At 64.6% G+C, this 14,708-nt stretch carries 9 protein-coding genes; 5 read left to right on the top strand and 4 right to left on the bottom strand.

Going from position 1 to position 14,708, the window contains the following annotated elements; all coding sequences use genetic code 11:
• Positions 1 to 3 precede the first annotated feature (3 nt).
• From glgX to treY, 3 genes are read left to right on the top strand one after another with little or no spacing between them, the layout of a single operon-like run.
• Positions 4 to 2,082: a glycogen debranching protein GlgX gene (glgX, locus tag AB3L03_RS25405; RefSeq protein WP_085385326.1), complete on the top strand. Its 2,079-nt coding sequence runs from the start codon at positions 4 to 6 to the stop codon at positions 2,080 to 2,082.
• A complete protein-coding gene (gene treZ / locus AB3L03_RS25400) occupies positions 2,079 to 3,833 on the top strand; it encodes a malto-oligosyltrehalose trehalohydrolase (RefSeq protein ID WP_247370167.1) in 1,755 nt (584 codons plus the stop codon). The genes glgX and treZ overlap by 4 nt, the downstream gene beginning before the upstream one ends.
• 1 nt (position 3,834) lies before the next feature.
• On the top strand, positions 3,835 to 6,621 hold the full coding sequence (treY, locus tag AB3L03_RS25395; protein ID WP_368507184.1) for a malto-oligosyltrehalose synthase: 2,787 nt from the start codon (positions 3,835 to 3,837) through the stop codon (positions 6,619 to 6,621).
• Between the two features lie 3 nt (positions 6,622 to 6,624).
• Here treY and AB3L03_RS25390 read toward each other — a convergent pair whose 3' ends face one another.
• Complete coding sequence (locus AB3L03_RS25390) at positions 6,625 to 6,942, bottom strand: polyhydroxyalkanoic acid system family protein (protein WP_085351913.1); 318 nt, start codon at positions 6,940 to 6,942, stop codon at positions 6,625 to 6,627.
• A gap of 176 nt (positions 6,943 to 7,118) precedes the next feature.
• Here AB3L03_RS25390 and AB3L03_RS25385 point away from each other — a divergent pair, with 176 nt between their 5' ends.
• Positions 7,119 to 7,283, top strand: coding sequence for a DUF3309 family protein (locus AB3L03_RS25385; RefSeq protein WP_007595743.1), 165 nt, complete (start codon positions 7,119 to 7,121; stop codon positions 7,281 to 7,283).
• A gap of 103 nt (positions 7,284 to 7,386) precedes the next feature.
• Here AB3L03_RS25385 and ligD read toward each other — a convergent pair whose 3' ends face one another.
• Positions 7,387 to 10,074, bottom strand: coding sequence for a DNA ligase D (gene ligD, locus AB3L03_RS25380; RefSeq protein WP_018454049.1), 2,688 nt, complete (start codon positions 10,072 to 10,074; stop codon positions 7,387 to 7,389).
• A 108-nt stretch (positions 10,075 to 10,182) separates the two neighbouring features.
• On the opposite strand from ligD, the gene AB3L03_RS25375 reads away from it, so the two are divergent.
• Positions 10,183 to 11,067 (top strand): Ku protein, encoded by an 885-nt coding sequence (locus AB3L03_RS25375; RefSeq protein WP_018454048.1) that lies wholly within the window; start codon positions 10,183 to 10,185, stop codon positions 11,065 to 11,067.
• 218 nt (positions 11,068 to 11,285) lie between these two features.
• Here the strand turns inward: AB3L03_RS25375 and AB3L03_RS25370 are convergent, their stop codons facing one another.
• Together AB3L03_RS25370 and AB3L03_RS25365 are read right to left on the bottom strand one after the other, a co-directional pair.
• Positions 11,286 to 11,975 (bottom strand): response regulator transcription factor, encoded by a 690-nt coding sequence (locus AB3L03_RS25370; RefSeq protein ID WP_085351914.1) that lies wholly within the window; start codon positions 11,973 to 11,975, stop codon positions 11,286 to 11,288.
• Complete coding sequence (locus AB3L03_RS25365; RefSeq protein WP_368507183.1) at positions 11,972 to 14,695, bottom strand: DUF4118 domain-containing protein; 2,724 nt, start codon at positions 14,693 to 14,695, stop codon at positions 11,972 to 11,974. The genes AB3L03_RS25370 and AB3L03_RS25365 overlap by 4 nt, the downstream gene beginning before the upstream one ends.
• Positions 14,696 to 14,708 lie beyond the last annotated feature (13 nt).

Raw genomic sequence — 14,708 nt, 5'->3', positions numbered from 1 at the left:
ACGATGCGCCTGACTGCTGGATCGCCCGCACGCCTCGGCGCAAGCTGGGACGGACGCGGCACCAATTTCGCGCTGTTCTCCGCCAACGCGCAGAAGGTCGAGCTGTGCCTGTTCGACATGCAGGGCCGCCGCGAACTCGAGCGCGTCGAGCTGCCGGAGCGCACCGAGGATGTCTGGCACGGCTATCTCAACGACGTCTCGCCCGGCCAGCTCTACGGCTACCGCGTGCATGGCCCCTACGAGCCGGAGCACGGCCACCGCTTCAATGCCAACAAGCTCGTGCTAGACCCCTATGCCAAGCGGCTTTCCGGGCGGCTGGTCTGGAGTGACGCGCATTTCGCCTATCGCACCGGAAGCCCGCGCGAAGACCTGTCGTTCGACCGGCGCGACAACGCGCGCGGCATGCCGAAGGCCGTCGTCGTCGACGAGACCTTCAACTGGGGCCGCCGCGAGATCCGGCCCAACATTCCCTGGGAAGATACCATCATCTACGAGGCCCACGTCAAGGGACTGACACAGAAGCGCGACGACGTGCCGCCGAATTTGCGCGGCACCTATGGCGGCCTGTCCTCGCCCGCGATGATCGAGCACCTGAAGAAGCTCGGCGTCACCACGGTAGAGCTTCTGCCGGTGCACAGCTTCGTCGACGACCGCATCTTGGTGGAGAAGAAGCTCGTCAACTACTGGGGCTATAACACCCTGTCCTTCTTCGCGCCCGAGCAGCGCTACGCCCAGGACAACGCTCTCGATTCCTTCCGCACCACGATCGCACGTCTGCACGATGCCGGCATCGAGGTGATGCTCGACGTCGTCTACAATCACACCGCCGAGGGCAATCATCTCGGTCCGACGCTGTGCTATCGCGGCATCGACAACGCCTCCTATTACTGGCTGAACCGCGAAAACCCGCGCTACTACGACGATTTTACCGGCTGCGGCTCGTCGGTGAACCTCACCCACCCGCGCGTGCTGCAGATGGTGATGGATTCACTGCGCTACTGGGTCGAGGTCTGCCACGTCGACGGCTTCCGTTTCGACCTCGCCACCACGCTGGCCCGCGGACCGAACGGTTATGATCGAGGCAGCTCGTTCCTGACCGCGATCCGCCAGGACCCGGTGCTGGCGAGCGTCAAGCTCGTCGCCGAACCCTGGGATCTCGGCCTTGGCGGCTATCAGGTGGGCGCATTTCCCTCGCAATGGTCGGAGTGGAACGACCGTTACCGCAGCGCCATGCGCCGCTACTGGAGCGGCGAAGGCAGCCTGATCGGCGATATCTCCAGCCGCATGACGGCGTCCTCCGACCTGTTCAACCACGACGGACGGCGGCCGCGCGCCAGCATCAACCACATCACCGTGCATGACGGCTTCACCCTGGCCGATCTCTTCAGCTACAACGAGAAGCATAACGAGGCCAATGGCGAGGACAATCGCGACGGCTCCAACGACAACCACAGCAACAATTGCGGTGTCGAGGGTCCGACCGACGATCCCCAAATCGTCAGCTTGCGCCGGCAGCTTCGCAAGAACGTACTGGCCTGCCTCATGCTGGCGCAGGGCATTCCGCTGATCCTCGCAGGCGACGAGGTCGGGAATTCGCAATCAGGCAACAACAACGCCTATTGCCAGGACAACGAGGTGGGCTGGGTCGGCTGGGACAATCTCGGCAAGGACGGCGACGACATGGTCGGTTTTGTCGCCGAACTCGCCGATATCCGCCGCCGGTTTTCGCAGCTTCGCAGCCATCGCTGGCTCGACGGCCGCCCCAAGGACGGCATCTCCTATGGCGCGCTGTGGCTGACGCCGGCCGGCGACGAAATGACGGAAAGCGACTGGAAATTCCCGGAAGGGCGGTTCCTCTCCTATGTGATGGGGCCGATGGAACCGGGCAGCGCCGCGATCTTTATCGTACTCAACGCAGCCCCCGAAGAGATCGCATTCAAATTGCCAAAAATGACTGAATACAAGAGCTGGCAGCAGATCCTGAACACGACCGACGCCAAGCTGAATACGATCGACTTCCAGCCCGGGAGCGACAGCAAGGCGCCGCCGCGCTCCGTGATCGCTTTCGCGGGGGCGCTATGAGGCCATCCTTCGGGGCGAGGCCGACGAAGGACGGCGTATCGTTCCGGCTGTGGGCGCCTGCCGCGCGCCGTGTCGATCTCCTGCTCGACAGACGACACGCGATGCAGCGCCGGCAGGATGGCTGGTATGTCGCCGAGATTGCCAATCTGCCCGTCGGCAGCAACTACAAATTCAGGATCGATGACGAGATCGACGTGCCCGATCCGGCGTCTGCATTCCAACCCGACGACGTGTTCGGCCCGAGCGAGGTGATCGATCATGACGCCTTCGCCTGGCGCGCATCCGATTGGCGCGGCCGCCCGTGGGAAGAGACGGTGCTGATCGAGACGCATGTCGGCACCTTCACTGCGGAAGGCACCTATCGTGCCATGATCGACAAGCTCGATCATCTCGTCGCGACCGGCATCACCGCGATCGAACTGATGCCGCTGGCTGACTTCGCCGGTCGCCGCGGCTGGGGTTATGATGGCGTGCTGTGGTACGCGCCCGACAGCGCCTATGGTCATCCCGATGAATTGAAGACGCTGATCGACGAAGCCCATCTGCGCGGGCTGATGGTGTTCCTCGACGTCGTCTACAATCATTTCGGCCCCGAGGGAAATTACCTCGGCCGCTACGCGCCGGCCTTCTTCACCGACGCGCACACGCCATGGGGCAGTGCGATCGATTATCGCGTGCCGCAGGTTCGCGCTTTTGCCGTCGAGAACGCGCTGTCGTGGCTCAGCGACTATCGCTTCGACGGCCTGAGGCTCGATGCCGCCAATCACATCATGGCGATCCCCGGCGAGCAATCGATGCTGCAAGACCTTAGCGTCGCCGCGGGCGAGCTTGCCAAGGCGACGGAGCGCCATATCCATCTCGTGCTGGAGAACGGCGACAACCGCGCGAGCCTGCTCGACGCGGCGCAGGAGCCTCCGAACGGCAAATATCGCGGCCAGTGGAACGACGACTACCACCACGTCTGGCACGTGATGCTGACGGGCGAACTCGCCGGCTATTATGCGGACTATCAAACTCCGCGGCTCGATCTCGCACGCGCGCTCGCCTCCGGCTTCGTCTATCAGGGCGAGATCTCGGAATTCTGGGGCAAGAAGCCGCGGGGCGAGAACAGCGGCGAGCTGCCGCCGGCAACCTTCGTCAACTTCCTGCAGAACCACGACCAGATCGGCAACCGGCCGCTTGGCGACCGGCTCGAAAGCCTGGCATCGCCCGAGCAGATCGAAGCCGCACTCGCGGTGACCCTGCTCGCACCGATGGTGCCGATGCTGTTCCAGGGCGAGGAGTGGGGCTCCATCGCGCCCTTCCCGTTCTTCTGCGACTTCCAGGGCGGACTGGCTGATGCCGTCCGCAAGGGGCGCAGGCAGGAATACGCCTGGGCCTATGAAAAGTACGGCGACGAGGTGCCCGACCCGCTCGATCCGGCAACACTGCAATCGGCCGTGCTCGACTGGACCGACCACACGCCGGAGCAGGATGCGCGTCTCGCGCTGGTGCGGGAGCTGCTCGCACTCCGCCACAAGGAGATCGCGCCACGACTGAAAGGTGCGCGCTTCGGTGATGCCGCCGTGGCCGATAGCGGCCTGCTCACCGCACATTGGCACATGGGAGATGGCGCGACGTTGCGCCTCGTGGCCAATCTCTCCGACAAGGACATCGCGTGTTCCGACGGCGGTGTGGGGACCCTGATCTGGGGCGGCGCAACCGGCGACCGGCTTGCGCCCTGGTCGGTGGTCTGGCGCCTCGGAGGTTGAGATGCCTCCAGCCATTCCTCTCGCAACCTACCGGCTTCAGCTCACCGCGGATTTCGACTTCGACAAGGCCGCCGCGGTGGTGCCCTACCTGAAGGCGCTGGGAATCACGCATCTCTACACCTCGCCGGTGATGAAGGCCCGCAAGGGCTCGACGCACGGCTATGACACCGTCGACCACAGCCAGTTCAATCCGGAGCTCGGCGGCGAGGCCGGCTTCGCGCGGCTGAGCGAGGCGCTGACGCGACACGACCTCGGCCTCATCATCGACTTCGTACCGAACCATGTCGGCGTGCACTTCGCCGACAATCCCTGGTGGCTGGACGTGCTGGAATGGGGCCAGGCCTCGCCGCACGCCGTCTCCTTCGATATCGACTGGGATCAACTGGCCTTCCGCGCCCGCGGCGGCGTGCTGCTGCCGATCCTCGGAGCGTCCTATGGCGAAGCGCTCGAGAGCGGCGATATCGAGCTGCGCTACGATCCCAACGAAGGTAGTTTTTCCGCCTGGTATTTCGAACATCGATTGCCGATCGCGCCGGAGCGCTATGGCGAGGTGCTGCGGATCATCGTGAAGGACGCCGACGCCGCCGAGACCGAGACGGGCAAGCGCCTGCTGTCGCTCGCGGCGCGCTACACGGGACTGCGCCGCCCCAACCGCAAGGAAGCACCCGGCTTCAAGGCGGAGCTCAGGGAGATCGCAGGCAGCGCCGATATCATCGGGCGCGGCCTCGGCGCCTATCGCGCGGCCAAGGACCGTCCCGCGCAGACGCTGGCGCTGCATCATTTGCTGGAGCGCCAGCACTACAAGCTGGGGCACTGGCGGCTTGCCTCCAGCGACATCAACTATCGACGTTTCTTCGACGTCAACGGGCTCGCCGGCATGCGCGTCGAGGATCCCGGCACGTTCGCCGCCACGCACCGGCTGGTGAAGCAACTCATTGCCGACGGCAAACTGCAAGGCATCCGGCTCGATCATATCGACGGCCTGCGCGATCCCGCGCAATATTGCCAGCGGCTGCGCCGGCTGGTGCGCGACGCTCAGGGCACCACAAAGCCGTTCTATACGGTGATCGAGAAAATCCTGTGCGAGCACGAGCGCCTGCCGCATTTCGCCGGCGTCCAGGGCACCACCGGCTATGAGTGGATGAACGCCATCACTCACGTTCTGGTCGACGCCAAGGGGCTGGAGGCCATGGACGAGACCTGGCGACAGATCAGCAACCGGCCGCCGCGGCTCGCGCCTTACGTCAAGGATGCCAAACGGCGCGTGCTGGAGACGCTGCTGACCAGCGAATTCACGGTTCTGACGCGCCTGCTTGCGCGCATCGCCAACGGGCACTACTCGACCCGCGACTTTTCCGCCGACAGCCTGCGGCAGGCGCTCGAGCTCTATGTGCTGCATTTCCCGGTATACCGCACCTACCTCACGACAGGCGCGCCGACGGCGAACGATCGCAAGCTGATCGACAACACCATCGAGCACGCTCGCCGGGAATGGTTCGCCGCGGACGAAGGCATTTTCGACTTCCTGCGCGACGCGCTCACCATGGACCTGCTCAAGCCTGGCCGTCCCCCGCACAGCGCCCCGCGGGTGCGCCGCTTTGCGCTGAAGGTGCAGCAATTCACCGGGCCGATGATGGCGAAGTCGCTGGAGGACACCGCCTTCTATCAATTCCACCGGCTGCTCGCCCTAAACGAGGTCGGCGGCGATCCCGCGAGCAAGGGCCTCACCATTCCCGCTTTCCACGACACCATGCAGGCCCGCGCCAGGGAATGGCCGCAAGGGATGACGGCGACCGCCACGCACGACACCAAACGTGGCGAGGACGCCCGCGCGCGGATCGCTGCCTTAAGTGAAATTCCCGGCGAATGGACCAGCGCTGTGGCACGCTGGAAAGTCCTGAACGCGCCGCACCTCGCGCTCGACGGCAATCTGCGCGCTCCGTCGGCAACGTTCGAATACATGCTCTACCAGACGCTGCTCGGCGCCTGCTCCCTCCAGGAGCCGGCCGATGCCGGTTTCGTCGCGCGTATCCAGGCCTATGCGCTCAAGGCCGCGCGCGAGGGCAAGGAGGAGACCAGCTGGCTCAACCCGCACGAGGCTTATGAGAACGGCGTCAAGAGCTTCATCGCGAAGATCCTCGATCCCGCGCAATCAGGCGAATTCCTGGAGGCGCTGAACACGCTGGCTCGCCGCGTCGCGCTGCTCGGCGCGCTGAACGCGCTGAGCCAGCTCACGCTCAAGGCGACACTGCCGGGCGTACCCGACTTCTACCAAGGCACCGAATTCTGGGACCTGTCGCTGGTCGATCCCGACAACCGCCGCCCGGTGGATTTTTCCGCGCGACATGTGGCGCTGGGCAGGCTGGAGAATCCCGATTGGAATCACCTAATCAAGAGCTGGCCGGACGGTCAGCTCAAGCTGGCCTGGACGCGGCACCTGCTCAAGCTGCGCAACGAGCTGCCCGACGTCTTCGCGCGAGGTGACTACCAGCCGCTTCAGGTGCGGGGCGCACATGCCGACCATGTCGTAGCGTTTGCCCGCCGCCACGGCCGCGCTGCGGCGATCGTCGCGGTCGGGCGCCACTTCGCACCTTTCACGCAAGCAGGCCGCGAATGGCCGGCGTTCGATGGGGCCGACGCCACTATTGACGTCACGGGCTATAGTGTGCCGGGTTTCGCCGGCAACGATCTGCCGCTCGCGCAGGCGCTTCGCGGTTTTCCCGCTTCGGTCATCCCCGCGCGTCCAGCGGGCGCGGCGAAACCGGTGCGACAGCGCACCCGTGCTTGAACGCTAGCTTTTCCCGTCCTTGCCCAACAGCAGCTGGCCGCGCTTGCGAATCGTGGCCTGCGCCATCTCCGCAAAGCGCTGCAATAGCCAGGGCAGCACCACCTGCACCTTGACATGGTCGTCGGCGACGTCGACCTGCCCCGTCGCGATCTGCCCGAGCGCGCGGATGCGGAAATTCATGCTGTCGCCGCTCCAGCTCTCCTCCTCGACCTGCATCACGGGAATGCTCGCCGCAGCACGGCCTAGCCCAGTCTTGAGCCGGCGCACCGCCTCCTCGCGGCCGAGGCGGTGGGGAATGGAGACGACAAGCGGTGCTGACATGACCCGGTCCGGCTGTGATGAAATCTCACGTAGGCATCCCCGGCGGTGCCACAAAGGTTCCATGCGTCTTTGGCGGCCACCCGTGTTTCAAAGATGGAACTTTAAAAGGTGCGGCAAGTTGCCCTGAGCACAACATAGGAACCCTTTTTTGACGAAGGGCCGGAGGAGATTTCCGCATGTCTATCGGTACGATCATTCTGATCATTTTGGTCATCGCGCTGCTCGGCGGCTTCAGCGGCATCGGCGGCGGCCCGTTCTACGGCACCGGCTATTACGGCGGCGGCGGTCTCGGGCTCGTCATCGTGATCCTGCTGATCCTGCTCCTGCTGGGACGGATCTAGCCACCAAACGAAGATCTAGTAGGGTGGGCAAAGGCGCAATGCGCCGTGCCCACCTTTTTGCTCGGCTGAGAGAAGATGGTGGGCACGCTTCACTTTACCCACCCTACTTCGTTTTCCCGGCGAGCTTCTTGATCGCCGCCTTGATCGACGCGGCTGCATCGTCATAACCATCCCACGCCTTCGATCGCGCCAGCAAGCCGGGCACCGTCCGCACCGTGTACCGCTTCGGATCGAGGTCGCTCTTCACCTGCGCCCACGTGACCGGCATCGACACAGTCGCACCATCTCGCGCACGCGGCGACAGCGGCGCCACCGCCGTCGACATCCGATCGTTGCGCAGATAGTCTAGGAAGATCTTTCCGTTGCGCAGCTTCTTCGACATGTTGAGCAGATAGCGCTCGGGAGCGTCGTCCGCCATCCACTGGCAGACGCCTTGCGCGAAGGCCTTGGCCTCCTTCCAGCTCACCTGGTCGCGCGCGCCGTGACGCAGCGGGACCACGACATGCAGACCTTTGCCGCCGGTGGTCTTGCAGAAGCTTTCCATGCCGATGTCGGTCAGCCGCTGCCGCATCTCCTTGGCGGCCTCAACGACCTCGGCGAAGACGACGTCGGGCGCGGGATCGAGATCGAACACCAGCCGGCCCGGGGTATCGTAGGCGTAGGGCGCGCAATTCCAGGGATGCAGCTCGACGCCGCCGATCTGCGCCACGGCCGCGAGCCCTTCGATGCGGTCGATCTGCAAATAGGGCTTGCGGTCGCCGGAGACCCGCGCGAGCTCCAGAAGGTTCGAGGTGCCCTGCATGGCGTGGCGCTGGAAGAAGCATTCGCCCTTGATGCCGTCAGGGGCGCGGATCAGCGAGCACGGCCGGCCCTTGAGATGCACGATCATCCATTCGCCGACGGCTTCGAGGTAGCGCGCGAGATCCAGCTTGGTAACGGGATCGCCATTGCCGTCGTCCGGCCACAGCGCCTTGTCCGGCTTCGAGAGCACGACACCCATCACTTCGGCAGTGCCGGCTTGCGCTGTTCGTGCACCGGTCTTCGCTTGCGCGCGCGGCTTCGCGCGCTGCTTCGTCGAGGGCTCGGCAAGCTCGGTATCGACCGGTGTCTCGGCCTCGACCTCCTCCGCCGGCTTGTCCTGCCGCAGACCCTTGAAGGCGGCCTGGCGGATATTGCCGTCGGCAGTGAAGCCGGCGAACTCGATCTCCGCCACGAGCTCCGGCTTCAGCCAGTGCACCTCGCGCGTCTTTTTCGGTGCGTTCTTGCCGCCGAAGGGGCTTTGCTTCGCCTCCATAGCCTTCAAGGACGGCATGATGCGCTTGACCTTGTCCGCGCCGAAGCCGGTGCCGACCATGCCGACGAAGGCGAGATGATCACCGCGGTGCACGCCGGCCATCAGCGAACGGAATTTGCCATTGGTGGTCTTGTAACCGCCGATCACGACCTCATGGCCGGCGCGGCATTTTGCTTTGGTCCAGCTTTCTGTCCGCCCCGAACGATAGGGCGCGTCCAGCTTCTTCGACACCACGCCCTCGAGCTCGAGCTTGCAGGCGGATTGCAGCACGGCGTCGCCGCCGCTTTCGAAATGCTCGACATAGCGAATCTGGCTCGATTTGCGCTTACGCGCTTCCAGCAGCTCCTTCAACCGCGCCTTGCGCTCGCCGAGCGGCAGCCGGCGATAATCGAGGCCTTCCGCAAACAGCAGGTCGAACGCAAAGAAGATGAGCTCCTCGGTCTTGCCGTCCGACAGCGCGGCCTGGAGCGACGAAAAATTGGGTGCTCCATTGTGGTCGAGCGCGACGATCTCGCCGTCGACCATCATATCCGGCAGCGCGCCCGCCTCCTTCGCGATAGTTGCGAATTTTTCGGTCCAGTCGAGGCCTTTGCGCGTCTTCAATGTCGCCTTGCCGCCCTCGACCCGCAGCTGCACGCGGTAGCCGTCGAACTTGATCTCGTGGCACCAGCCGTCGCCGCCCGGCGGGCGCTCGACCGACGTACAGAGCTGCGGCGCCACGAAATCCGGCATCTCCGCCGCCTTGTTCGCGGTCGTCGCGGTCGTCGCTTTCTTCTTGACCGTTTTGCCGGTTTTCAACGCCGCGCGGGGCGCCGGCTTGACCGTGCGCTCTTTCGCCTCGTCCGCCCGGTTGGACTGCCAGACCGCGTCGGCCTTGGCCTTGGTGCCCTTCGCCAGCATGAACGGTTTTGGCGCACGGCCCTTGCCTTCGGCGATCTGATCCATCGCGCGGCCGGAGGCGACCGATTTGTCCTCCTCGAGAATGTCGTTGTCTGCGCCCTCGCGAACATATTCGTCGCGATGCTTGATCAGGAGCCAATTGGTCCGTTTGCCGCCGGTGCGGTCGTTGCGCATGCGCACCAGGACCCAGCTGCCGTGCAGCTTCTCGCCGTGCAGCGTGAACTTCAGATCGCCCTTCTTGAAACCGCGTTCGGGATCATCGGATTCCCAGGTGCCGCGATCCCACAGCATGACCGTGCCGCCGCCGTACTGGCCTTCCGGAATCGTGCCTTCGAAGTCGCCATAGTCGAGCGGATGGTCCTCGACCTCGACGGCCAGCCGCTTGTCGTGCGGATCGAGCGAGGGCCCTTTTGTCACCGCCCAGGACTTGAAGACGCCATCGAACTCGAGCCGCAGATCGTAGTGCAGCCGCGAAGCGTCATGCTTCTGAATCACGAAGCGGCGCTGCTTCGACGGCGCCACCGCGGTCTTGCCCGATGGCTCGGGCGTCTTCTCGAAATCACGTTTCTGTCGATACTTGGAGAGCTTTTGCAGCACGACTGGTCCCGGATTCTCTTTGGCGTGAAGCCTATCACGGCCCGCATCCCACCCGGAACCAAAACCCCGCGGGACGGTTGGGGTTCCAAAATGACTCTGGAGAACGGAATGGCACCGCGCGCCTATTGGAAGGGAACGTTGAAGCTCTCGCTGGTCAGTTGCCCCGTTGTGCTTTATCCGGCGACCACCGCGGCCGAGAAGACGCGGTTTCACATGATCAACCGGGAGACCGGCAACCGGTTGAAGCAGCAGATGATCGACGCCGAGACCGGCGACGTCGTCGAGAGCGACCAGAAGGGGCGCGGCTACGAGCTGCGCAAGGGCAAATATGTCGAGATCGAGCCGGAGGAGCTCGAAGCGGTCCAGATCGAGAGCAACCACACCATCGACATCGAGAGCTTTGTGCCGAGCGACGAGATCGACCAGCGCTATCTCAACCACCCCTACTACATCGCGCCCGACGGCAAGGCCGCGGTCGATGCTTTTGCCGTGATCCGCGACGCCATGAAGGACCAGGATCGCGTCGCGCTCGCCAAGATCGTGCTCACCAATCGCGAGCACATCATCGCGATCGAGCCGCTCGGCAAGGGCCTGCTCGGCACCACGCTGCGCTTCCCCTACGAACTGCGCGACGAGGACCAGTTCTTCGACGACATCAAGAGCCCGAAGATCACCAAGGACATGGTTGAGCTCGCCGGCCATATCCTCCAGACCAAGACCTCCCATTTCGATCCCAGCAAGTTCAAGGACGACTACGAGACCGCGCTGAAGGCCCTGGTGAAGCGCAAGGCCAGCGGCAAGACAATCGAACTGCCGGAGCCCGAGGAGAAGCCGAGCAATGTGGTCAGCCTGATGGATGCGCTGAAGCAGAGCTTGAAGGGACGCGGCGGGAAGAAGACGGCGGCGAAGTCCCATGCGCGCCGGGCGTCGGGGCGAACGGGCGCGGCGAAGAAGACGCATCGGTCGACCGCGCGGCAGAGGAAGGCGGGTTGACTTAATCCGTCATTGCGAGCGCAGCGAAGCAATCCAGTATCTTTCCGCGGGGGCAGTCTGGATTGCTTCGCTGCGCTCGCAATGACGATGCTGATGCAGGCTTGCGCCGACCGTCATGCCCGGGCTTGTCCAGGGCATCCACGTTCTCGGTCCCCTGGGTCAAGACGTGGATGGCCGGGACAAGCCCGGCCATGACGGATCGTTGCACGCGGGCAACCCTAATCCCCTGCCCTTAACCGATACCCGATCCCCGTTTCCGTCAGTACATATTGCGGCCGTTCCGGATCGGCTTCGATCTTCTGCCGGAGCTGGCGGACATAGACGCGCAGATATTGCGCGTCGGTCAGCTCGTCCCATAACTCCCTCAGCAGGAAGCGGTGGGTGAGCACCTTGCCGGCGTGCTGCACCAGCACACGCAGGAGGTCATATTCCTTCGGCGACAGTTTGACGTCGCGCTCGCCGACCCTGACGACCCGGCGCACCAGATCGACCGAGAGATCGCCGGCACGAAACACCGGCCGTTCGCCCTGGATCTGAAGCTGGTGCCGCAGCGCGGCGCGCAGGCGCGCCAGCAGCTCGTCCATGCCGAACGGCTTTGTCAGATAATCGTCGGCCCCGAGATCGAGCGCCTCCACCTTGCCGGCTTCGTCGCCACGGCTCGACAGTACCACGATCGGCACAGCTTCATTGCGGGCGCGGATGGTGCGCAGCAGCTCGTGGCCCTGAATGTCAGGCAGGCCGAGATCGAGGATGATCAGCGCGGGACCCTCGCTGAGCTTCTCCAGCGCGGTCTTGCCGTTCGACGCCTCCAGGATCTCATAGCCTTGCGTCGAGAGCCCCATCCGCAGCAATTTGCGGATCGGCGGCTCGTCGTCGATGACCAGCACCTTGATCGGGGCTGCGCTCATGCGGCGGTATCCAATGCGTGGGTCCGGGCCGGAATGGGCAGACGGATGGTCAGAACCGCGCCGCTCCGGTCGCTGCGATTCGCGGCCGAGATCGTGCCACGCATCGCCTCGACGAAGCCGCGGGAGATGGCGAGCCCGAGCCCGGTACCGGGACGGACATGATCGCCCCTCCGCGCGCGATAAAACTTGTCGAACACGCTCTCGAGCTCCTCGGACGGAATACCCTCGCCCTCATCGGTAATCTGGAGCACCACATGATCGCCGTCGCGCCGGCTGCGAATCGAGACCGTCGCGTGGGGCGGCGAATATTTGGCGGCGTTGTCGAGCAGGTTGAACAGCACCTGCTCGAACAGCACCGCATCGAGCTGGAGCATGGGAAGGTCTGCGGCCGACTCCAGCTCCACCTTGTGGGCGGTGAGGATCTTGGCTGCCCGCCGGAGCGCGCTGCCGACGATCTCTCCGAGATCGTGCAACGCAGCGTTGGGCACGATGGCGCCGGATTCGAGCTTGGTCATGTCAAGCAGATTGGCAATGAAGCGGTTGAGCCGTTCGGATTCGTCGATCACGGTGGCGAGCAGGTCGCGCTTCTCGGTGTCGGAGAGCGCGCTGGCGAGATCGCGCATGGTCGAGGCCGCACCCAGCACGGATGCGAGCGGCGTCTTCAGGTCGTGCGAAATCGACGTCAACAATGCGGAACGCAGCCGCTCGGATTCGACGGAGCGCTTGACGCGATCGACGTCCTCGACCAGCAGCACGCGCTCGATTGCCAGCGCACCCTGGTCGACCAGCGCATCGAGCAGCCGGCGCTGGTCCGGCGTCAGCAAGGGACCGGTGCGGTCGTTGTCGATCCCGATGACCCCGATCGGGCCGCGCCCGGTGCGCATCGGCAGGAATAGCCGTTTTGCACCAGGCAGCGTGTCCGAGCCGCGGCCTGCAGGCCGGTCATTGCTCCAGGCCCAGTTGGCGGCCGCAAGGTCGGCCCGATCGAGATCGTCCTCGGGCGGATAGCCCGACTTCACCGTGAGCAGCCCTTCGTCCGGCAACAGCAGCACCACGCGGACTTTCAGCATCAGCGCGATCTGGTAGGCGGTCGCCCACAGCACGTCGTCGAGCGTGCCGGTGCCGGCGAGCTTGCGGCTGAAAGCATAGAGCTGCTCGGTGGTCCGGATGCGGCCGATCGCAGCATCAGCCTGGGTGCGGACCCGCCCCGCCACATTCGACACCACGAACGCAATCAGCATGAAGAAAAAGAACGCCGCGACATTGGTCGGATCGGTAATGGTGAAGGTATAGACCGGCGGCAGGAAGAAGAAATTGTAGGCGAGGGACGCCGCGACACTCGCAAGCAACGACGGCCACAATCCGTAGCGCACGGCAACCGTCACCACGGCGGTCAGAAACATCAGGTCGACGTTTTCAATGCCGAAATACGGCTTGATCGCCACGGCGGCAGCGAGGCCAAGCGCGGTGATCCCGACCGCCTTCAGATAGGGCCGCCCATCGAACGGGTCCGATCGCGTTGCGGTCTGTACCGCCGTCTTCGGCGGCGGCTCGTTCGTGAATTCGTCGCCAGGGATGACATGCACGCTGATGTTACCGGCGCGGCGCACCAGATCGTGCACGACGGAGCCGCGCGTCATCTCGAACCAGAGCGAGCGCGTGGACTTTCCGATCACGATCTGGGTGACGTTGTTGCCCTGCGCGAAGTTGACCACGTCGTCGGCGAGGCGGCGGCCGACGCCCGGAATCGTCAGTGCCTCGCCGCCGAGCGATTCCGCGAGCCGCAGCGTATCGGCGAGCCGGTCGCGCTCCTCATCGGACATTTGCAGGGACCGCCGCGTCTCGATCGACACCGCGATAAACGGCGCGTGCAGCCGGTCGGCCAGCCGCTTGGTGTAACGCACGAGGCTGGCCGCGCGCGGATCTTCGCTGATGCAGACGAGGATGCGCTCGCCTGCGGCCCAGGGACCGGCGATCGCGTTCGCCTGCATGTGGCTGAGTAGCTGCTCGTCGACCCGTTCGGCCGTGCGCCGCAGCGCGAGTTCACGCAGCGCGGTCAGGTTGCCCGGCGAGAAATAATGCTCCAGCGCCCGCTCGGCCTGCCTGGGGACATAGACCTTGCCTTCCTTCAGGCGCTGGATCAGGTCGTCGGGCGTGAGGTCGATCAGCTCGATGGCGTCTGCGCGGTCGAACACCGAATCCGGCACGGTCTCGCGCACCCGCACATGGGTGATCTGCGCGACAACGTCGTTCAGGCTCTCGATGTGCTGGATATTGACGGCGGTGTAGACGTCGATGCCGTGGGACAGCAGCTCCTCGACATCGAGATGGCGTTTTGGATGGCGACAAAGGGGAGCATTGGTGTGGGCGAGCTCGTCGACCAGCGCGATTTTCGGGCGGCGCGCGATCACGGCGTCGAGATCCATTTCTTCGACAATCTGGCCGCGGTAGTCGAGCTTCTTGCGCGGGATCACTTCCAGCCCACGCACCAGCGCCTCTGTCTCGGCCCGGCCATGGGTCTCGACGAAGCCGACCACGAGGTCGATGCCGGCCTTGCGCTTGGCGTGGGCGCTTTGCAGCATCTCGTAGGTCTTGCCGACGCCGGGAGCGGCGCCGACGAAGATTTTCAGCTTGCCGCTCACGCCCTCCTCCCGGCGCGCGGCCTCCAGCAGCGCCTCGGGCGAAGGACGTTGTTCGGGATCGCGGCGCTCTCGGACCATCAGATCAATATAA

The sequence above is a fragment of the Bradyrhizobium lupini genome, from assembly GCF_040939785.1.
Lineage (GTDB): Bacteria > Pseudomonadota > Alphaproteobacteria > Rhizobiales > Xanthobacteraceae > Bradyrhizobium > Bradyrhizobium canariense_D.
Note: the sequence above shows the minus strand (reverse complement) of the source record. Positions and strands in the feature narration are given on the sequence as shown.

What these genes read in the sequence shown, in the direction of transcription:
- glgX (WP_085385326.1), top strand. Translation starts at nt 4, where the DNA reads ATGCGCCTGACTGCTGGATCGCCCGCACGCCTCGGCGCAAGCTGGGAC.
- AB3L03_RS25375 (WP_018454048.1), top strand. Translation starts at nt 10,183, where the DNA reads ATGGCACCGCGCGCCTATTGGAAGGGAACGTTGAAGCTCTCGCTGGTC.
- treZ (WP_247370167.1), top strand. Translation starts at nt 2,079, where the DNA reads ATGAGGCCATCCTTCGGGGCGAGGCCGACGAAGGACGGCGTATCGTTC.
- AB3L03_RS25365 (WP_368507183.1), bottom strand. Translation starts at nt 14,695, where the DNA reads ATGGTCCGAGAGCGCCGCGATCCCGAACAACGTCCTTCGCCCGAGGCG.
- treY (WP_368507184.1), top strand. Translation starts at nt 3,835, where the DNA reads ATGCCTCCAGCCATTCCTCTCGCAACCTACCGGCTTCAGCTCACCGCG.
- AB3L03_RS25385 (WP_007595743.1), top strand. Translation starts at nt 7,119, where the DNA reads ATGTCTATCGGTACGATCATTCTGATCATTTTGGTCATCGCGCTGCTC.
- AB3L03_RS25390 (WP_085351913.1), bottom strand. Translation starts at nt 6,942, where the DNA reads ATGTCAGCACCGCTTGTCGTCTCCATTCCCCACCGCCTCGGCCGCGAG.
- AB3L03_RS25370 (WP_085351914.1), bottom strand. Translation starts at nt 11,975, where the DNA reads ATGAGCGCAGCCCCGATCAAGGTGCTGGTCATCGACGACGAGCCGCCG.